Source organism: Aliagarivorans taiwanensis DSM 22990, from assembly GCF_000429505.1.
Classification (GTDB): domain Bacteria; phylum Pseudomonadota; class Gammaproteobacteria; order Enterobacterales; family Celerinatantimonadaceae; genus Aliagarivorans; species Aliagarivorans taiwanensis.
Genome location: NZ_AUBZ01000046.1, coordinates 1 through 20,462, shown reverse-complemented (window position 1 = coordinate 20,462; position 20,462 = coordinate 1). Strand labels below are relative to the sequence as shown.

18 protein-coding genes are annotated in these 20,462 nt (G+C 54.0%); 5 read left to right on the top strand and 13 right to left on the bottom strand.

Features of this window, described 5'->3' with window-relative positions:
* Positions 1 to 36 precede the first annotated feature (36 nt).
* From G462_RS0118190 to G462_RS0118175, 4 genes are all read left to right on the top strand, one after another.
* On the top strand, positions 37 to 1,614 hold the full coding sequence (locus G462_RS0118190; RefSeq protein ID WP_026960262.1) for an ABC transporter ATP-binding protein: 1,578 nt from the start codon (positions 37 to 39) through the stop codon (positions 1,612 to 1,614).
* Positions 1,611 to 2,738, top strand: coding sequence for an ABC transporter permease (locus G462_RS0118185; RefSeq protein WP_026960261.1), 1,128 nt, complete (start codon positions 1,611 to 1,613; stop codon positions 2,736 to 2,738). The genes G462_RS0118190 and G462_RS0118185 overlap by 4 nt, the downstream gene beginning before the upstream one ends.
* A gap of 2 nt (positions 2,739 to 2,740) precedes the next feature.
* Entirely contained in the window at positions 2,741 to 3,706 is a 966-nt protein-coding gene (locus G462_RS0118180; protein WP_026960260.1) for an ABC transporter permease, read from the top strand.
* A gap of 133 nt (positions 3,707 to 3,839) precedes the next feature.
* Complete coding sequence (locus tag G462_RS0118175; protein ID WP_026960259.1) at positions 3,840 to 5,606, top strand: methyl-accepting chemotaxis protein; 1,767 nt, start codon at positions 3,840 to 3,842, stop codon at positions 5,604 to 5,606.
* A 25-nt stretch (positions 5,607 to 5,631) separates the two neighbouring features.
* On the opposite strand, the gene G462_RS0118170 is transcribed toward G462_RS0118175, so the two are convergent.
* From G462_RS0118170 to G462_RS0118115, 12 genes are all read right to left on the bottom strand, one after another.
* The gene (locus G462_RS0118170) at positions 5,632 to 6,567 is read right to left on the bottom strand and encodes a DUF6635 family protein (RefSeq protein ID WP_051326848.1); all 936 of its coding nucleotides are present in this window, start codon (positions 6,565 to 6,567) and stop codon (positions 5,632 to 5,634) included.
* Positions 6,568 to 6,632: 65 nt separating this feature from the next.
* Positions 6,633 to 7,508, bottom strand: a complete 876-nt coding sequence (locus G462_RS0118165; protein ID WP_157378671.1) for a LysR family transcriptional regulator — start codon at positions 7,506 to 7,508, stop codon at positions 6,633 to 6,635.
* A 236-nt stretch (positions 7,509 to 7,744) separates the two neighbouring features.
* On the bottom strand, positions 7,745 to 9,391 hold the full coding sequence (locus G462_RS0118160) for an ABC transporter permease (RefSeq protein WP_026960256.1): 1,647 nt from the start codon (positions 9,389 to 9,391) through the stop codon (positions 7,745 to 7,747).
* A 57-nt stretch (positions 9,392 to 9,448) separates the two neighbouring features.
* Entirely contained in the window at positions 9,449 to 10,414 is a 966-nt protein-coding gene (locus G462_RS0118155; RefSeq protein WP_035478286.1) for an extracellular solute-binding protein, read from the bottom strand.
* 72 nt (positions 10,415 to 10,486) lie between these two features.
* On the bottom strand, positions 10,487 to 11,449 hold the full coding sequence (locus tag G462_RS23315; protein ID WP_035478284.1) for an ABC transporter ATP-binding protein: 963 nt from the start codon (positions 11,447 to 11,449) through the stop codon (positions 10,487 to 10,489).
* 243 nt (positions 11,450 to 11,692) lie between these two features.
* The gene (locus tag G462_RS0118145; RefSeq protein ID WP_026960254.1) at positions 11,693 to 11,947 is read right to left on the bottom strand and encodes a hypothetical protein; all 255 of its coding nucleotides are present in this window, start codon (positions 11,945 to 11,947) and stop codon (positions 11,693 to 11,695) included.
* A gap of 127 nt (positions 11,948 to 12,074) precedes the next feature.
* Positions 12,075 to 12,965, bottom strand: coding sequence for a hypothetical protein (locus tag G462_RS0118140; RefSeq protein ID WP_026960253.1), 891 nt, complete (start codon positions 12,963 to 12,965; stop codon positions 12,075 to 12,077).
* A gap of 195 nt (positions 12,966 to 13,160) precedes the next feature.
* Entirely contained in the window at positions 13,161 to 13,964 is an 804-nt protein-coding gene (locus G462_RS0118135) for an ABC transporter ATP-binding protein (protein ID WP_026960252.1), read from the bottom strand.
* Positions 13,961 to 14,863, bottom strand: coding sequence for an ABC transporter permease (locus G462_RS0118130; protein ID WP_026960251.1), 903 nt, complete (start codon positions 14,861 to 14,863; stop codon positions 13,961 to 13,963). Before G462_RS0118130 ends, G462_RS0118135 begins: the two co-directional genes overlap by 4 nt.
* Before the next feature lie 9 nt (positions 14,864 to 14,872).
* Positions 14,873 to 15,832, bottom strand: a complete 960-nt coding sequence (locus G462_RS0118125) for an ABC transporter substrate-binding protein (RefSeq protein ID WP_026960250.1) — start codon at positions 15,830 to 15,832, stop codon at positions 14,873 to 14,875.
* A gap of 199 nt (positions 15,833 to 16,031) precedes the next feature.
* The gene (locus tag G462_RS0118120) at positions 16,032 to 17,471 is read right to left on the bottom strand and encodes an NAD-dependent succinate-semialdehyde dehydrogenase (protein ID WP_026960249.1); all 1,440 of its coding nucleotides are present in this window, start codon (positions 17,469 to 17,471) and stop codon (positions 16,032 to 16,034) included.
* An 89-nt stretch (positions 17,472 to 17,560) separates the two neighbouring features.
* Positions 17,561 to 17,800: a hypothetical protein gene (locus G462_RS0118115; RefSeq protein ID WP_026960248.1), complete on the bottom strand. Its 240-nt coding sequence runs from the start codon at positions 17,798 to 17,800 to the stop codon at positions 17,561 to 17,563.
* A gap of 176 nt (positions 17,801 to 17,976) precedes the next feature.
* On the opposite strand from G462_RS0118115, the gene G462_RS0118110 reads away from it, so the two are divergent.
* Positions 17,977 to 18,606 (top strand): hypothetical protein, encoded by a 630-nt coding sequence (locus tag G462_RS0118110; RefSeq protein ID WP_026960247.1) that lies wholly within the window; start codon positions 17,977 to 17,979, stop codon positions 18,604 to 18,606.
* A gap of 94 nt (positions 18,607 to 18,700) precedes the next feature.
* Here G462_RS0118110 and G462_RS0118105 read toward each other — a convergent pair whose 3' ends face one another.
* Positions 18,701 to 19,885 (bottom strand): acetate/propionate family kinase, encoded by a 1,185-nt coding sequence (locus G462_RS0118105; protein WP_026960246.1) that lies wholly within the window; start codon positions 19,883 to 19,885, stop codon positions 18,701 to 18,703.
* Positions 19,886 to 20,462: the final 577 nt, after the last annotated feature.

Genomic DNA, 20,462 nt, shown 5'->3' with positions numbered 1-20,462 from the left:
TTTCTGCCGTTTAATCCACAGTAAGAGTAACAGCTAATGTCCGACTCCCGGCCCAACCAGGCCCTGGCTCTAGAGCTACGCGGTATCGACAAACGCTTTGGCGACGTACACGCCAATAACAACATTAACCTGCAGGTTCCCAAGGGCACTGTGCACGGTATCATCGGCGAAAATGGCGCCGGTAAGTCCACCTTGATGAACATCATCTACGGCTTCTATGAAGCAGACCAAGGCGACATCTTGGTTGGTGGACAAATCTGCCATATTCCCAACTCTCGTGAAGCGATTGCGGCAGGCATTGGCATGGTGCATCAGCACTTCATGCTGGTAGATAACTTTACTGTATTGGAAAACGTGGTACTGGGTGCTGAAGACGGCGCCATGCTTAACGTCAGCCTGCGCAAAGCGCGCAAAGAGCTGCAACGTTTGGCCCATGAGTACCAACTGGATGTCCCTCTCGATGCCACCATCGATGAGCTACCTGTGGGCCTGCAACAACGGGTGGAAATCCTCAAAGCCCTCTATCGTGGTGCGAAAGTCCTTATTCTCGACGAACCCACCGGGGTACTGACACCGCAAGAAACCGATCACCTGTTCCGCATTCTGCACTCGCTGCGCGACCAAGGTGTCACCATCTTGCTGATCACCCACAAACTACGCGAAATTCTAGCGATTACCGACAATGTCTCGGTAATGCGCCAAGGCCAGATGGTTGGCCATGTAAAAACCAGCGAAACCAGCAAAGAAGAGCTGGCCGAGTTGATGGTAGGACGTAAGGTTCGCCTAAAAGTCGAGAAGCAAGATGCCACCCCGGGTGAAGTGCTGCTATCCACCGAGAAGCTGACCTACACCGACAGCCGCGGCGTCGACATGCTGAAAGCAGTCGATTTAGAGATCCGCGCCGGTGAAGTGGTTGGCGTAGCTGGAGTAAGCGGCAACGGCCAATCCGAGCTGATGGAAGTGCTGGCCGGTATCCTTGAGCCCACCAAGGGCGAGGTGAAGATCGGCAGCAACCGAATTACTGCCGACACCCCAAGCTCTGCCAAGCTGGTGCGCGAGATGAAAGTCGGTCACGTACCAGAAGATCGCCTAAGCATGGGCCTGGTGAAAAACTTCTCGGCCGAAGAGTCTGCCATTTTGGGCATTCAAGAACAGCCACGCTTCAACGGCCAGTGGCTGAGCAAGCGCAAAGACATCACCGAGTACTGTCAGGGCCTGATGGAAGAGTGGGACGTACGCCCGCGTAATCCAAAACTGCGCAGTTCGCTGTTCTCAGGCGGTAACCAACAAAAACTGATTATCGCCCGCGAAGTAGACCAAGACCCCGATGTACTGATGATCGGCCAGCCAACCCGTGGTGTGGACATCGGTGCTATCGAATACATCCACAAGCGCATCATCGATATGCGCGATCAAGGCAAAGGCGTGTTGCTGGTATCGGTTGAGCTCGATGAGATCCTGGCCCTGTCAGATCGCATCATCGTCATGTTCGATGGCCAAATCGTTGGCGAAGTCGCTGCCGATAAAGCTAACGAACGTATTTTGGGCATGATGATGGCCAACGTAATCCCCGATGAACTCAAGCAAGCTGACACCGCAGGAGAGGCGCTGTGAACAACAACAAACTGCCAGCGTGGATCAACGTCCTGCTGCTACCCCTACTTAACCTAGCTCTGGCGCTCGCAGTATCGGCGCTAGTGTTTATCGCCGTGGACGTGAATCCATTAGACGCGGCCCAGCTAATGATCGAGGGCGCCCTCGGTTACCAAGAAGGCGTGGGTTACACCCTCTACTACGCCACCAACTTTATCTTTACCGGCTTGGCAGTGGCGATTGCCTTCTCCGCCGGCCTGTTCAACATTGGTGGCGAAGGCCAGGCCTACATCGGCGGTCTGGGCACCGGCCTTGTCTGTTTGCTACTTGGCCCAAGTATGCCGTTTTGGATTGTCTTCCCGGTAGCGCTGTTGGCGGGTATGGCCTTTGGTGCGCTCTGGGCACTGATCCCCGCTTACCTGCAAGCCTATCGCGGCAGCCACGTGGTCATCACCACCATCATGTTTAACTTCATCGCGGCCTCGCTGATGGTTTACCTGATGGTGAATGTCCTCAAACCAGAAGGCGAAATGTCGGCGGTATCGGCCGTGTTTGAAAGCAATGCTCACCTGCCAATGATGCATGACATCCTCGGCTGGTTTGGCATCGACTTTGTACGCAGCCCGCTGAACTTGTCATTCTTCCTGGCACTGGCAGCACTGGTATTGGTGTGGCTACTGCTATGGCACACCCGCTGGGGTTATGCTATTCGCGCGCTCGGCTCAAACCCAACCGCTGCGACCTATGGCGGTATCAACCCAAAACGCCTGACCGTTATCGTGATGCTGATTTCTGGCGCACTGGCTGGCATGTTGGGTATGAACGAAGTCATGGGCTATAGCCAGCAGATCCGCTTGGGCTTTGTATCGGGCTACGGCTTTACCGGTATTGCTGTGGCACTGATTGGCCGCGGCCACCCCATCGGTATCTTCTTTGCGTCCTTGCTGTTCGGTATCCTGTTCCAGGGCGGTAACGAGCTGTCGTTTGAGTATGCCAACATCGAACGTGAGATGGTCGAAGTGGTTCAGTCACTGGTGGTACTGTTCTCTGGCGCACTGTCGCTGATGCTGGTTAAACCGGTCGAGAAAATCTACCTGGCGCTAACCGCATCGCGCGCCAATCAAGCGAACACTCAGGAGGCATAAGCATGTTTGACACCATTATCTTATTGCTAGACGCCACCCTGCGGGTTGCCACCCCACTGTTGCTATTGGCGCTGGCCGGCTTGTTCTCCGAGCGCTCGGGCGTTGTAAACATCGCCTTGGAAGGTAAGCTGCTGGGCTCAGCCTTTGCCGCAGCTGCTACCTCCTATGCCACAGGCAGCGTATGGATGGGCTTGCTGGCGGGTATGGCCACCGGCTTTGCGCTGGCGATGGTACACGGCTTTGCCTCGATTACTCATCGCGGCGATCAGATCGTATCGGGTACTGCTATCAACATGCTGGCCGCCGGTCTGACTGTAACCCTAGGCCGTTACTGGTTCGAGCAAGGCGGTCAAACCCCATCGCTAGTGGGCGACCAGCGCTTCCAAGCCATCGACCTGCCGCTGGCTGGCATGCTGCAAGATGTGCCGCTGATTGGCTCGCTCTACAGCAAGCTGCTGTCTGGACACAACCTATTGGTATATCTCGCCTTTGCGCTAGTGCCCGTATCTTGGTGGATCCTGCAGCGCACTCGCTTTGGCCTGCGCCTGCGTGCGGTGGGTGAGAACCCACACTCGGTAGATACTGCTGGGGTATCGGTAACCTGGCTGCGCTACCGCGCGCTAATGATTGCCGGCTTGCTGGCGGGTATCGCGGGTGCTTATCTGTCGACCGCTCACTCGGCGGGCTTTGTGCCGAACATGAGCGCCGGTAAAGGCTTTATCGCACTGGCAGCACTTATTTTCGGTAAGTGGCGCCCGGTGAGTGTGATGTTCGGTTGCTTACTGTTTGGCTTCCTTGATGCCTTGGCAGTGCGCCTACAAGGCGTGGAGATCCCAGTTATCGGTGAAGTGCCGGTACAGGCGATTGAGGTATTGCCATACGTGCTGACCGTACTGCTGCTCGCCGGCTTTATCGGTAAGGCCATTGCACCGAAGGCGGTAGGCCAGCCTTACGTGAAGTCGCGCTAAGCCGAACTTACCCCTTAGTATAAAAAGCCGCTCCTAAGAGCGGCTTTTTAGCATGCGATAGCTCAATTAATTATCAATTTTGAGTAACTCTGCTAGCTTTACTTAATGATGACTCAATAGCAAGGATAGCGTCATGAAAGCCCATCCAGAGGCGGCTCTACAGGATGTAGAAGACCTTAAGATCACCAGCGCCGATCAGCGCAGCTTTTTCCAACTGCTCCGCCCTCGCTCTCTCAAGGCCAAGCTGATTGCACTGACAATCACCATCTGTAGCATTCAGGCCATCGCCACCATCTCGGTGTTCTCACAGATATTTAAACTCGAAGAGCATATTCACGGCGTTGCCCATCTGGATATCCCACTTCAAGAAACTACCACCTTAATCACCGAGCACCAGTTGCAGCAGCAGGTTTACTTCGAACAAGCCCTGCGCTTGGCAATGGACAGCCAGGGTGAGCAACAATCGAGCCATATCCATCAGTTGGTGAGTCAATTGGAAGATCTGGAGAGTCTGGTCAAACATGAGCTGACTCTCGGCCAAGACCTGCTTGAGCAGATCCTGCTAAGTAAACTCACCGAGGATAAACTCACTAAGCTGCGCCAAACCCAGCAGCTACTGCAGAACTTGGGCGAAGAACATCGCCTGTGGCATGACAACGCCTTAGAGGTGCTGGCACACACTAATCAAGCGATTCCCGCCGATGTGCTAAATCAAGAGATTAAACAGTTGGAACACCTGGCCACTGAACTTCACAAACACAGCGAGCAGATCCAGCAGCAGATTGAAGACTTCACCGAACAAGCGACCTTGGAGATCGACGGCGATGCGCGCCAGCTAGAGCAGATATCGCTGATTAGCACCTTGATTGGGATTTCGTTGACCATCTTGGTGTGTATGAAATTGATGAGCAGCATCAAACGGGGGGTCAGCAAAGTCGATGATCACTTGGATGAATTTGCCCACGGCGACTTTTCCACCGCCATTGACCGCAAGGAACATGGTGAGATTGGCGCACTTTTAGAGCAAATGCGCCTGACTCAGGAGGCGGTTGCCAAGCTACTCAGCGAGGCAAAACGCACCGCCAACCTAGTAGATGCCTCAGCCCAAAGCCTAAGCGTGGCCTGTACCAAGGTCTCTGATAACGTGGTGTTGCAAGGCGATGAGATTAATCAGGTAGCCACCGCAACCCATGAGATCTCGGTGACCGCTTCATCGATTGCCGACTCAACCACCGAGGCCCAGCAGCAAGCCCACCATGTCTCCGAGCAGGCACAGGCCAGCCTGGATGCCACACACCAAATGGGAGAACAGAATCAAACCCTGCACACCAGCCTTAGCCATAGCCAACAAGCGTTGCAGCAGCTAAACGCACGCAACCAAGAGATCACCCAAGTGCTGGAGGTCATTAAAACCATCTCTGAGCAAACCAATCTGCTGGCGCTCAACGCAGCCATCGAGTCGGCCCGTGCCGGTGAGCATGGCCGAGGCTTCTCAGTCGTGGCTGAAGAGGTAAGGGCTTTGTCAATGCGCACTCAAGAGTCCACCACCGAGATAGAGGTGCTGATCAAGAATATTGAAGGCGACTCACAACAAGCATTAGGGCATATGTCGCAAAGTATGTCGCTGAGCGAAACCGCACTGCAGCAATGCCAACAGAGCGCAGAGCTTATGGAGCAGATCGTGCAGGCCATCGTAACGGTGAACGATATGAATGTGCAGGTCGCCAGCGCCGCCGAAGAGCAAAGCTGTGTGGTTGCCGAGCTCGATAACAACGTGGTTCGCTTGAGCGACTCAACCCAAGACAACAGCGAACAACTGAAAACGGTGAGCCAGAGCTGCGCCGAGATGGCTCGCCTCGCCACACAGCTGCGTCAGAGTATTCAACAGTTCAAGAGCTGACGAATTTGCTCGGGTATAGCTTGGCCTAGATATGATTGAGGGGGCTGCGGATACTGTCTACAAACTCTAACAGCCTGGCCAAGTAAGGCTCTTTAGCGTGGTAGCTGCTGCGGCGTTGCTGTTTGAAATCAGCCCGCATATGGCGCAGCACTTTGTTAAGGCGGGCTTGATGCAGGCCTAACCTTGCTTGCAACGGATCTAAGATTAATCCAGAAAAGCTGGCAAATACCGCCAGAGCACACAAGGTCGCAAGCACCGACCCCACCTGCAAGCCCACGCTGGTCGATACCGGCACCACGCTGTAATAAAGCTCTCCCAGCCAAGGACCGGCCCAAAACTGCTGACTGGCCCAGTATTGGCTGACTCCCCCCGCCAGATACAGCCCCAACGCTATTCCGCCCGGCGTGTATTTCTTAAAGGCCAATGCGCCAATCACCAAACTGGTTAGCGAGTTACCAATGTCGGCCATAGCGGTGCGCACCTGCGCGTAGTCAGACAGCAACTCTTCGAGTAGTTGCTCAAAGCGAGCTCGCTGCAGGGCCGACAAGCGCTCGGTATCCAAAGACTCATCCTCAGACAGCGTTTCACAGATAGCATCGCGCAGGCAGGCATCAAGCCGGAGGCTATCGAGTAGCTCGTGGCGAAAACGCTCAGCCACATAGCGCTGAACCTGCGTGATCAACCCGCCGGGCAGACGTTCCAACAAGCGGCTAGCCCGTCCCCAGCCCTTGCGACGAGCCAACCAAAGCAGCATCCGACCGAATAGATACAACGGCGCCCACAGCAGATTGAGCGGCGCGCGCAGCATATCCAAGCCAAGTGCCCGGCGATTCGTTTGCCAGTTGCCGGGGTAGCGAAAGTGACGCGCCACAAAGCCCGCAGTTTGCCCCTCCGCTTGTTCAAAATAGCGATCAACGCCTTTGTTCAGCGCCTGGATAAGGCGATACTCTCGCTCGTTCAACTCACCTTCCTTGATTTAAGGTTAAGCGTTTAAGGTTTGGCTCTTGCTCTGAAGATTGCGATCGCTTAACTCAGCATCTCTTTGATGATGCCAGTGAACCACTGCATGGCAGGGCTATCTTTGCGGCTACGGCGACAACTTACGACATAGTCAAACTGCAGATCAACACCCTTTAGGGGAAACACCTTGTGCTGCGGCCCAATCCCGCGTGCCAGCTTCAAGGCAAAATGCTCGCCGTGCATCACCAGCTCCTCGCAGACACCGCTGTATTCGGACTCAACACTCACATCGATGTCCAAGCCCATGGCCTGCAAACGCTCAACCACTTGATAGCGCTGGTCGTTCCAACCGGGAGTGCGCGTAATCGCCAAGGGATAGTCCTGCAACTCTTCAATGGATGAAGCTGGGTGGTCGTGACGGGCATAGACAACAATCTTATCGCTACCGATTTTCTCTTGATAGAGCGACTGCGGGACATCCTCCTCATAGATATGGATCCCCACATGCCCCTCCCCGCGTAAGATGGCATCGCGGGCCTCCGCCCCCCACATACGAAACGAGAACTTGGCGTTAGGCGCCGCTAGTTTTAGCAAATCATAGAGGCTACTGCCGAAATGCTCCCAAAACAGGGCCGGAGCGTAGATGAGGAAGGTCTCATCGGTGAGCTCTGGGTCGAACTGGCTAATCTGAATCTTTTCGTAGGATTCGAGAATCTGGTAGACATGGCGAATGTTCTGCTCGACATAGAGCGAGGGCTCAAAGCCATTCTTGGTTGGCACAAACAGCGGATCGGCGAGCTGTTCTTTTAGCTTTGAGATGGTCTTGCTCACCATTCCGGGGCTGCGCTGCAGAGCAATAGCCACAGCTTTGACGCTACGTAGCTCGTACATTTTGGTCAGCACCCTCAGGCGCTGGACATCGATAAGGGGGGATTTCAACACAACGGGCTCAATCAGAAGTCTCTGCCGCTTATTCTAATCGTTCCACGCCACTTATTGATGGAAATGCTCGATTTACTTTCTCGATTTAGCGCATTTTCTTAAGCTCTCAGCACGGTCTGGGAACCAGAAGGGATTCTAACAACACTCCTCTCATACCGTCGTCCTCGGGCGCTTTCAATAGTTTGTTTTTGTGGATAGGTAGAAGCCTATCCACCTTTTTATCAACCAACCCAAGGCTACGAGTTATTTCTGCTCTCCCAGACTTTCATCGCCATCAGTACCAACGAAGTAGTCCCGACCACAATCAGCGCCATTGCCATCGCCAAGCTGGCATTACCCTGATCAAACTCGTGGAAGATAAAGGTCGCCGAGGTCTCGATTCCAGGCGGTTTGACCATCAACGAGCCGACTAGCTCGCGCTGACCAATCACAAAGCTCATCATCCAGCCGGACATCAACGCAGGCACTAGCAGTGGCAAGGTGATCCGGCGAAAGCCATACCACTCGGATGCGCCACAGATCTTGGCCGCCTGCCCCAGCGATGTAGCCAACTGCTGCAGCGCGGCCTTCACATACTGCACGGTGTAGGGGATAAACAGGGCGACATAGGTCAGGATCAGCATCCACTCGCTGTTGTAGACCGGAAGCGGGTTATGCGGACTATTCCAGAACAGGATAAGGCCAAACACCACCACGATGCCGGGGATGGTATTCGACATCAAGCTTGCAAAGTCAATGCAACGACTTACCCAGCCCGGTTGGCGGACCACCACCATCGCGTACCACAGCCCCAACAGTGCACACAAACAAGCACTGTAGAAGCTCAGCTTAAGGCTGGTAAACAGTGCCTGTAGCGCTTCGCCATCGCGGCTAAACACCTCAGCAAAGTGGCGCAGCGTGAAGTTATCCCAGGCAAGCCCTAATCCAGCTAAATCGAGGCATGCCGTGAGCACAATCGAAAAGTAGGGCACACCAATCGCCAGTACCAACAGAAGTACCACATAGCCATAGGCCAGTACCGTCTGCCACGGCTTAAGCTGGTAGCTTTTAGCTGCTGCCGAACGCCCTCCAACTAAGGGCTGTCGAAAGCGCTCCGACAGATACACCTGCCCAGCCCACAGCGCCATACTGGTAAACAGCAAAATCGACGAGAGCATCGCCGCGCGGGAGAAGTCGATGGGCCAAGTGGAGGTATAGCGATGGATCTCGGTGGTCAGCACATAGAAGCCGATCTGCTTACCCAAGGTGGCGGGCGTGCCAAACTCGGAGATGGTTTTAACAAAAATCAGCAATGCGCCCATCGCATAACTGGAGAGCATCAGCGGCGCCACCACCCGGCTGATAATCCGCCAGCGCCCAGCCCCAGCCACTTGTGCCGCGTCTTCCAAACTGGCGCTTATCTGCAGCAGATTGTTTTTGAGCATCAAATAGAGGAATGGAAACAGCGACAGCCCCATAATCAGCACCATTCCCGCCAAGCTAAAAAAGCCTTGCTGTAAGAATGCCAACTGCGGAGCCAGTTGCTCCAAATAGCCACGCGGCTGCATAAACACGATCCAGCCCATCGAATCGATAAACGGCGGGGTCATAAATGGCAGCAAGATCAGCACTTCCAAACGGCGATGACGCGCCAGCGGCGTACGCGCCATAATCCAGGCTAAGGGCGCGGCTAACGCGGTGGCAAACAAGGTGACCAGCGCCGCCAACAGCAAGGAGTTTGCCAGTATCTGGAAGGGATACAGCTGGAAAAGCTGCGCAGCTAAGTGAGTAAACTGCCATTGCTGCTGATGGTAAATACTGTGCTGCAGGATGGCTGCCAGTGGAAACACCACCAGCAACAGCAAACTCAGGCTGGCCAGATGTAGGTTAAGTTTTCTTATCACGTTCGATCACTGTAGAGGGGGGAAGCGGGACGTGCGTCCCGCTTCCTAAAGACAGGTTTAGCGGAACAGGCCCGAAAAACGTTGGGTTACCGCAACTTGGTTGTCCAACATCCACTCCCAGTCGATATTCAGCTGTTTGATATCGGCATAGCCGGGGCGCGAGGCGTCGGCTGGTATATCGTTGCGACCGGGGATCAGCAAGGCATCGGCGACAATCTGCTGAGCGCGGTCACTGAGTAGGTAGGTCACGAACTGCTCGGCCTTTTGCTTGTTGTCACTGGACTCCAGGATCATCGCCGGGCGCGGGGCAATCACCGTGCCTTCTTCGGGGTAGATCACCTCGATGGGATTACCCTTCTTCTTCTCGCCAAAGCCCATGTAATCCACACCGGCAATCACCGCTTTCTTGGCGCCGTTCACCACTTGGTTAAGCGCCGGGCGGTTGGCGCCATTCACAGCTAGATCATACTCATCCCAGCGCTGGAATAGCTCCCATGCCTGATCGCCTTTATCGTTGACATAACCGGTGACGAAATCCAAGGCCGAGCCAGACTCGTTCGGGTCGGGGAAGACGATCTGCCCTTCCCATTCGGCGCTGGCCAAGGCTTCTACCGATGCCGGGATCTCTTCAACCATGCGCGTGTTATAGGTAATCCCTAAAGCAGAACCTGAATAGCCAAACAGTTGATTGTTGCCATTCCAGCCTGGATGCAACTTGTCGGCGTTATCGATCTCGATGCTGTGCAGCAATCCTTCGCGCTGCAGGCCCATCCCCGCAGGCCATGACGCCAGAATCACCACATCGGCAACTGGCTTGGCCTCTTCTGCTTTTAGGCGGCCAAGTACCCGACCGGTAGTTGCCTGATACACCTGAACCCCTACCCCACTTTGCTGTTCAAAATCTTTCACCAGTTTGTTGGCCAGACCTTTCGGGCCTGCGGTGTAGACCACGAGATCGGCAGCCTGCACCCCAGAGACTGTCAGTGCCAACGCCAAGGAAGCGGTTTTTAGAAGTGTGTTCATCTTGTCATCCGTGCTAATTAAGGTTTAGGTTCAGTTGCGTTGCGCCTTCAACTGCAGCTCAGCAACGCGAGTTTACAGTTCTATAATCTGGTGGTTTTCACCGTACAGCGTCAGGCTTTGGCCACCAGCCATTGGCTGTCGCGAGTGGAACAGCCAGCGCTGATCGGCAACCTCCGCCTCTATCAAGTAGTGGCTGCCCTGATACAGCCCTTGGCGCACCGTGGCCTCAAAGGCGATGGCCTGATCGGTTTGCTCGAGCAATACATGTTCGATCCGCAATAAACGGCGGCCTTGGCTGCCGGGAAGTACGTTTGAGCGACCAATAAAATCGGCTACAAAAGGGTGAGAGGGTTGGCTATAGATCTGCTGTGGCGTGCCCTGCTGAACAATCTGGCCTTGTTGCATCACAAACACCTGATCGGCCATGGCCATCGCTTCACTCTGATCGTGGGTCACATAAACTGCGGTCAAGCCGTTCTCTTTAAGCACCTGCATCAGCAAGGTCTGCATACTTTCACGCAGCTTGGCATCCAGCGCCGACAAGGGCTCATCCAGCAAAATCAGTTGCGGTTCGGTGACAATCGCACGCGCTAATGAGACCCGCTGCTGCTGCCCCCCCGAGAGCTGGGCGGGCAGCCGTTCAGCCAAATGCGCTAGCTGTACCTGCTCAAGCGCCCGCATCACCTTGTGCTTAAGCTGCGATACTCGCCCCTGTGCACGTAGGCCGAAGGCGACGTTCTCGAACACGCTAAGGTGAGGCCACAGGGCAAAGTCTTGAAACACCATGCCTAGGCGCCGCTTGGCCACCGCCACGTTCACGCCAGAGCCATGATCAAACACGGTTTGCCCGGCAATGGCGATGTTGCCTTGGTCAGGCACTTCAAGGCCAGCAATCAGCTTAAGCAGGGTGGTCTTACCGCAACCCGATGGCCCCAACAGAGCACCTAGCTGGCCAGCTTGTAGGCTAAGAGAACAGGGCTGAAGGGCTTGGGTGCCCTGATAGGATTTGCTTAACGCGCTTAGCGATAGACTCAAAGCGAGACTTCCTTGTAGCTAAAACTGACAACGAAGTTATTACGTTAAAGTGACAGGAAGAAGACAGTTATATTGCGAAATGATTATCTGGATTGATTCGAGCGGATGACGTGGAGAAATGATTTGGAAAACGGTCAGGCTGAGTGGCTAAGTTAGGGTGGCTAAATAAGGTTGCCTAAATGCTTGATTAGCGGCTGATTAGCAGTGAAAAGAAGGGCCTACGCATAGCGTAGGCCGACTTCATCAGGCCAAGGATACCTGCGTCCGCGCTTGGTAGTAATGTAGGCCTGCAGTTACCAGACTAACAATCAAAGCGACTAGGGCTAGCGCTGGTTGCGCGCCGAGTTGGGTCAAGCACACCAAGATACCCAGATTTCCAAAAGCTGACAGCAACAGGCTATCCATTTTGTTTGGGGAGTGGTTTAGCAATACGACCAAGGCTTTAAGGCTGTGATAGATTCCGATAAGGCTCGCGATGACAACAATAAATAACGACATGATATTTCCCCTCCTTGTTTGCTAACATCGAATTCATTATCGGTTATTTAATGTAATATTTCAGTAATTTATTTAGTTTATGCTATGCAAGTCCGCATAAAATCTATCTATTAAGCCAAAAACCAGATTAAGTAACCGCCATCTCACTGGGGTTTAACAACATCGCCAGGTCATCGGTGACAAAATCCGCCCCCAGACGCCATTGCCAGCGCCGACCTTCGAGCTCAAGCCAAAGCTGTTTTAGCTCCCGGAACTGCTCATCCGGGCGTATTGAAATACCCGAAATCCGATCCAAACGGATATAGGTGTGAGAGAACTTGTAGTTGGTCTCGCGCACATCCACCACATCCTTGCCGCGGCTGGCAACAATCAACTCGGTGCCATCGCACACCAACATGCTGTCGAGCAAGCGGTACTGGTTAATATTGCGGTAAATATTACTCAGGCTGTTATTGGGCAAAGGTCCCAGCTCAATGCTCGGCTGATAGCCGAGGATCTGCAGGCTGCCGCCGAGCTGCTCTTTGTCGCACAGATAACGGAAGATCTGTTGTTCAGCCTCTGGCTGATCACCCGCGTCGGCAACATCCCCATCGCTAAGCTCAGGGCTAACGCCGTTACGGATATAACGAATGGCCTTGCTGGCGATGTCTTGCGAGCTCATGTTGTAGGTCACGCGCAGGGTTTGCGAGCTGGTCGCGAGCGTGATGTGGCTATCGAGCAAATCTCCACCATGCTCCAGCCACAGCAAATCCTGATAGTGGATCACTTGACGGATCATCTGGCTAGAAGCGACGTTCAAGTAGATCAGCCGGTCGCTGTGGACGATCACCAACTGCGGGTACAACAGCATTCCCATATTCACATTGCGCCGTTCCTGATGAATAGGGATCTTGAACGCAAAACTGGCGCCGTTGTAGTCGGCGGAGATGTCGCCAAACTGTGGTGGGATATCGTCTAGGTTGTCCACCTCAACCAGCCAAGGACCAAAGTGTTGGTATTCCCGTTCTTCTAAATTCATCATTGCCCCCTTGAGCAAATCTGCTGTTTACAAGTACCAGAATAGTTAATATTTGGCTAAAACTTCGCCGCCGCGGTCACAGATTTACGCACGGTAAAACAACCTAAACGCCTGTTTATCTGTCGTTAAAACCAAAAAAAGAGGCCGAAGCCTCTTTTAAGATAGGATGTGAGTGGGTAATTAGTAAACAGGCAACTAAGCGCCGAGTAATAGCTTGTCGTCGTCTAGCTCATCGCCGTCACCTTTGGCTTTGGCGAACAAATCCAGCAGGTCTTTCACTTGGCAGTTAGCTCGCTCATCGCCGCTTAGATCGAACACCACTTTGCCCTCGTGTAGCATGATGGTGCGGTTGCCATAATCCAGCGCTTGGCGCATCGAGTGGGTCACCATCATCACGGTCAGTTGCTTCTCGGCAATGATCTGCGAGGAGATGTCCATGATCAGCGCGGCGGTCTTCGGGTCGAGCGCGGCGGTATGTTCATCCAGCAATAAGATAGTGCTGGGTTGCAAGGCCGACATCAGTAGGCTCACCGATTGACGCTGACCGCCCGAAAGAAGGCCCATCTCAGCATCCAAGCGATCCTCCAGCCCCAGGTTCAAACGCGCCAACTGCTCTTTAAACAGCTCCCGCAGCTTGCCATTCAAGGCGGGTTTGAGCTTACCGCGCGAACCACGGCCATAAGCCAGTGCCATGTTCTCCTCTACGGTCAGGTTGCCGCAGGTACCCGCTAGGGGGTCTTGGAACACCCGGGCGATGTCTTTGGTGCGGGCAGTGGCCGGTAGCCGGGTGACCTCGCGCTCATCGAAGAAGATCTTGCCCTGGGTGCTGCTTACGTCGCCGGCGATAGCATTCAATAAGGTCGATTTACCCGCGCCATTGGAGCCAATCACGGTAACAAACTGACTCTTGTCTATGCTCAAGTCGACACCGCGCAGTGCCAACTTCTCGGTAGGCAGCCCGCGGTTAAAGGTCACATGAAGATTTTCACAGCGGATCATTGCTTACCCTCCCTGGCACGCTTGGCCTTCCACTCTCTGCGCAACTGCGGAAAGACCAAAGCCAGCCCCACTAGTACTGCGGTAATCAAATTCAGATCCGACGCGGTAAAGCCCAGGAAGTCGGCGTTCAGCGCCGCCGAGACGGCGATACGGTAGAGCAATGAGCCAACAATACAGCTCAGCACAATCACCACCATCGAGCGCGAGGCAAACAGCGACTGGCCGATAATCACCGCAGCCAGGCCTACCACAATGGTACCGATGCCCATGGTGGAATCGGCGAAGCCATTGGTTTGCGCAAATAGCGCACCGGCCAAGCCCACTAAACCATTGGATAGGGCCAGGCCAACATAGACCTTCTCCTTCACCACAATCCCGTTGGCCTGCGCCATGCGGGTATTGGCGCCCACCGCGCGCATCGCCAAGCCGTATTGGGTGTTAAGGAACCAGGCAACCGCCAGCCCCACCACAATCGCGCACACCGCCACAAACACCACTTTCAGGTACATGTTCTCAAGGGGCAGTGACTCGAAGGGCATTAACACCGTCGGCTCCATAATCAACGCCACGTTCGGCTTGCCCATCACCCTTAGGTTAATGGTATACAGCGCGGTCATAGTCAAGATACTGGCCAGCAGGTGCAGGATATTGAAACGCAGGTTAAGCCAGGCAGTGACCAACCCCGCAGCGCCGGCCGCTAAGGTGCCCAGCAAGGTGGCTAGATAGGCGTTATAGCCCAGCACAATCAAGGTGGCGGTGACCGCCGCCCCCAAGGTAAAGCTACCGTCAACGGTCAGGTCGGGAAAGTCCAAGACCCGAAAGGTCAGGTAGACACCGATGGCGACCAGCCCATAGATAAAGCCGATCTCCAAGGTGCCAAAAAACGCAAACAACGACATCTTTCTACCCTAGTCGATAACCTTGTTGGCACGTGCAAGCACCGCATCAGGGATGCTCACGCCCATGCGCTTGGCAATCTTCGGGTTCACGTACAAGTCAGTACCCTCTGCCATTTTCACGTCGATATCACCGGGGTTTTCACCGGCCAGAACCTTCAATACCAGCTCACCGGTTTGACGGCCCAGCGCTGCATAATCGTAGCCAACCGCGGCTACAGCACCGCGCTCAACCGAGGCGGTATCGGCGGCGAATACCGGTAGTTTGGCGTCGATACCCACTTTCACTACCGACTCAAAGGCCGAGATAATGGTGTTGTCGGTGGTGGCGTAAACCGCATCGACCTTGCCAACCAACTGCTTGGTGGCAATCATCACATCCGAGGATTTTGGTGCGGCGCTTTCAACTACTTCAATGCCTTGGGCTGCAGCCGCCTGCTTCATCGCCTCAACGATGGCAACCGAGTTGGCTTCACCGGGGTTGAAAGGAATGCCGAGACGTTTTAGATCGGGCAAGAACTCGCGGATCAGCGCCAGGTGCTGCTCCACATTAACCATGTCCGACAGGCCGGTCACATTGCTGCCGGGGGCGGTTAAACTCGGTACGACTTTAGCGCCGATAGGGTCGGTAACCACAGAGAATACAACGGGAATGTCTTTGCTGGCGGTAACCGCAGCCTGCGCCGATGGGGTGGCAATCGCCACGATCACATCGGGCTTCTCACCCACCAGTTTGCGGGCGATCTGCGCGGCAATCGCCGGTTGGCCCTGGGCGCTTTCGTAGGTGAATTTGAGCTTGTCGCCACTGTAGCCATTCTCTTCCAGCACGGCTTTTACGCCATCGCGTACCGCGTCTAAGGCAGGGTGCTCAACGATCGCTGTGGTTGCCACATAGGCAGATGCAGCCGATGCGCCGGCAGCGAACAAAGCGGTGGCCATCGCCACCCCCTGGAAAAGGGAGGATAACTTCATGGTAATTCCTTTTACTTGCTGTGTTTGTAAGTTGTTTTTTGCCCTGGCCTTCATCAAAGATGAAGCGGATAAGCCTACTAAGCAAAAAACTGACAGCGGATTATCCCATTATTCGTGGCGATAAACAGCTAGCTTTTGCAGAAAACAGGCCCAAGGTTTGATCCTCGTTACAAGTTTCCAGGGCGTATAATCGGTTTGCTTAGTCGTGCGTCACTTGGCCGCCCAAGCACAGGTATTTCAGGTTCAGGTACTCATCCAGCCCTTGCCGCGCCCCTTCCCGGCCGAGCCCGGAGTGCTTCACGCCGCCAAAGGGAGCCACCTCGGTGGAGATAATGCCTTCGTTAACGCCAACCATGCCATACTCGAGCGCCTCTGCCACCCGAAACACCCGCTGGATGTCGCGGCTGTAGAAGTAACTAGCCAGGCCATACTCGCTGTCATTGGCCATTGCAATCAACGCTTGCTCGTCACTGAAACGGATAATCGGCGCCACCGGGCCGAAGATCTCTTGGCGTACAATCGCCATATCATGGCTTACATCTCTTAGCACGTGTGGCGCGAGCAATAGTCCGCTGTGGCTAGGCGGCGTCCCCACCAACTGCGCGCCTAGCTCAAGTGCCTCGGCAATCAAAGACAGCACCTTGTCCTTAGCGGCCTGGTTAATCAACGGGCCAATGGCTACCTCGGGGCTAAGGCCATCTCCCACCTTCAGTGCGCTGGCTGCCTGAGCAAACTTGTCGACGAACTCTTCATACACTGCATCGTGCACGTAGAAACGGTTGGCGCAGACACAGGTTTGCCCGGCATTGCGAAACTTCGAGGCAATCGCCCCGGCCACCGCGGCGTCGATGTCGGCGTCGTCAAACACGATAAAGGGAGCATTGCCGCCAAGCTCCAGTGAGCAGCGTTTGACATCGCTGGCCACCTGCTCCAATAGCTGCTTGCCCACTGCTGTGGAGCCAGTAAACGAGAGCTTGCGAATCAGCGGATGCTTACAGAATACCTCCCCCACCTGCTGCGGGGTTTCGCCGATTACCACCTGCAGCAAATCCTTGGGGATCCCCGATTGATAGGCTAGCTCAGCGATGGCCAAGGCCGACAGCGGGGTATCTTCGGCCGGTTTGATCAGCATGCTGCAGCCCGCGGCCAATGCAGGCGCAGCCTTACGGGTGATCATCGCTATCGGGAAGTTCCAAGGGGTAATCGCGCAGGTCACGCCGACCGGTTGCTTGATGGTCATGATGCGTTTGTCCGCCCCCGGAGCGGGAATGGTTTCGCCATATGCTCGCTTGGCTTCCTCGGCAAACCACTGGATAAAGCTGGCACCATAGAGCACTTCGCCAAGTGCTTCGGCCAAGGGTTTACCCTGCTCCAGAGTCATTAAGCGCGCTAAGTCCTGCTGGTTATCGAGCAGTAGCTGATACCAGGCAAAGAGTATCTCCGAACGTTGCTTGGCAGGCAGCTTGGCCCATGCAAGCTGTGCCTGATGGGCGCGTTCAACCGCTTGATTAAGTTGCTGCGTATCCGTGATTGGCACGGAGGCCAGAAAGGTGGCACTAGCCGGATTGAAAACCGGCAGGCCTGAACCTTGGTCGGGCGATGTTGCGGATAGTAGCGTTCGGTTGGCGATCCCTTGCATGGTGCATCCTGTCAGTTAGCCTAAACACTACTGACCTTAATCACCAAATCCCGCGCTTGCAAGCCGCCCTGCGGGTAGGGCGATAACCGCTAGTAGTTCACACCCGCTGGTTTAATGTTTTCCAAGGCATGCTGGCTACAAGGGGTTACACCAAATACCATACCGCATTGTGGGCAGCTGGCACTAAAGGTTGTCATGGTGAACTCAGACTGGCATTCGCAGTTAATTTGATAGCTCTGCTTCATCGGCTTGTCGGCCAGCCCTTTTACTCGCAGGCGATCGATAATCGCCTTGCCATCGCTATGATCGGTTCCACATCCACAAGACATAGTTGCTTTCCTCTTTACAGTTTTTCAAGCGCTGACACAGAACGCCGAGCGCTAATCTGCAACCATTGTCCGAGATAGCCACCCTATCGTTCTTGGCTTGCATCAACAAATTGCTAGCTGAAAGTAATTACTGTTAAATTAAGGCCTGAGTTGCTGTTAACACACATGGAATCATCGTGAAACTCATTGCTTATCTACCTGTTATCTGGCTTTCGCTTAGCGGGTTGTTGCTAAGTGGCTGTAGCCATACACCGAACGACGTGTACACCGAAGGTGAACCGTTGCGTCGCGAGCATCTGCTGGCGGAAGGTGCCCACTTTAATGGCAGTACCCTGTCGTCCTATCCGGATATCTCCGCTTACAAGGTCAAAAAGCTCGATGCCTTTCTGCTCACTCAGTTACAGCTGCGCTATGGGCAGAGCGTGCAAGCCGATACCTCAACAGCCTGGTCTCCCCGCTTTGTGATCAGCTATCACATAGAAAGCGACCAAATCACCAAGAACCACCATCAGCACAAACAGAGCGAGTGCTTTAGCGCCCATCGCGAGATGAACGTGCGCTTGGAGGTACTCGACAGCCAAAGCCATGAGCTAGCTTGGAGCGGTAACTTGGCTAGGGGCTTGAGCAATCAAAACTGTGTCAGGCCAAGCGGCGGTGAAACCGGCCTGCTTGGCGGTCTGGCCCAATCCTTAGGATGGGCTGGCGAGGATAAGGTCAGCCAGGCCAGTGCGAAGTATCCCTCTCCACCCAGCTCACAGCGGGTTGGCGAATGGGTACTGACCGGCTTGTCGTCATCCCTGCCCTAGAGCTTATTCAGCACGGGTTACAGATATAAAAAAGGCCTCCGCGATGGAGGCCTTTTGCTAAGACTTTTTAATGAGAATCAGACAGACGGCGAGCTTACTGCAAGCGTACGCAGTCCTGAGCAATCACCAGCTCTTCGTTGGTTGGGATAACCATAATCACTGGAGAGTCTTCAGTGGTAATCACACCTTCTTCGCCCAAACGCGCTTTCTCGTTGGCTGCAGCGTCTTCTTTGTAACCGAAGATCTTCAGGTAGTTGATGATTTCACGGCGGATCGGCAGCGAGTTCTCACCGATACCACCGGTGAAGATGATGCCATCAAGCTGATCCAGCGACACCATGTAAGAGGCGATGTATTTCGCTACGCGGTAGGTAAATACCTGGAAGGCCAAAGTCGCGCCTTCGTGGCCCTGCTCCATCGCTTCCAGAATGCCGCGAGCATCGCTGGTTACGCCGGATACACCCAAGAAGCCAGACTTCTTGTTCAGGGTGTCGAAGATCTTGTCTTGGCTCCAGCCCTTCTTCAGCAAGAACTCGATAACGCCGGGGTCCAAGTCGCCACTACGGGTGCCCATCATCAGACCCGCAAGCGGAGTGAAGCCCATTGAGGTGTCTACGCTCTGGCCATCTTTAACCGCACATACTGATGCGCCGTTGCCAAGGTGAACAGAGATAAAGCTGGCTTGGTCGATCGGCTTATCGATCATTTGCGCGGCGGCGCGGCTCACATAGAAGTGGCTGGTACCGTGGAAGCCGTAGCGGCGAATGCCGTACTCTTTATACAGGCTGTTATCAATGCCGCCGGTGAAGGCTTTCTTTGGCATGGTTTGGTGGAACGCGGTGTCGAATACGGCAAACTGTGGCAGGCTCGGGAAGGCCTCGATTGCCGCGCGAATACCTTTAGCGCCTGCTGGGTTGTGCAGCGGTGCCAGATCCGCCAGCTTTTCAATTTCGGCCAGCACATCGTCGTCGATGCGGGTGCTCGAGGTAAAGCGCTCACCACCGTGAACCACACGGTGACCGACTGCGACGATACTCTCGTTAAAGCCTAACTCATCAACCAATCCAACAATTCGCTGAATTGCCAGTTGATGGTGGTTACCTTCTGCCAACGATTCTTCAGTTTTGTTACCGTTCACTTTCCAAGAAATACACGCTTGTGGCGAACCAAAACGCTCACCCAAACCACTGAACAGGGCATCACCAGAAACTGAATCAATCACGGCAAACTTCAGGGATGAACTTCCTGAGTTAACCACCAACACACAAGAATTAGACATAACAACTCGTCCTCTTAGCCAAACACACATCGCATCACGCACCAATGCGCATATAGTGACAAGAAAATTACGTGATTCAAGTCTTAGTTTTCAGCTATTGCCGACTATTTCTGCTTCTTTGATCTAAACAGTTATTTTCGCTGCTTTTTCAGCCAAATAGTGGAGAAAATTTACACAATTATTCAACTGGTTTAACCAGTCGTTTTTTAACCAAACCCCGTCATTACTGACATCAATGTTAATTATCAAAGTAATAAGTAAGTAACTTTCATAAATAATACTGCAATGACTTAGTCACGATTGTTACAAAAATCGCATGCAGAATTACCTGCAAATCAGCTCAAAGCAGCGCATTTTCTGCGGCACAGATCACATTGGAAAACCTTTAATTAATATTGGTTTACCAATAATTGAGTTTCCGTATAGTATCGGCAGCAATTACTGACGAACTAAGGATTAAAGATGACGCAAAGCTATAGTAGTGATCCGCACCGCTAATACTGGACACGCTACTAAGCTACATTCTTTAGTTCGTAGTTTTCTGGACTGAGATAGCCCAGAGCACTGTGCCTTCTTG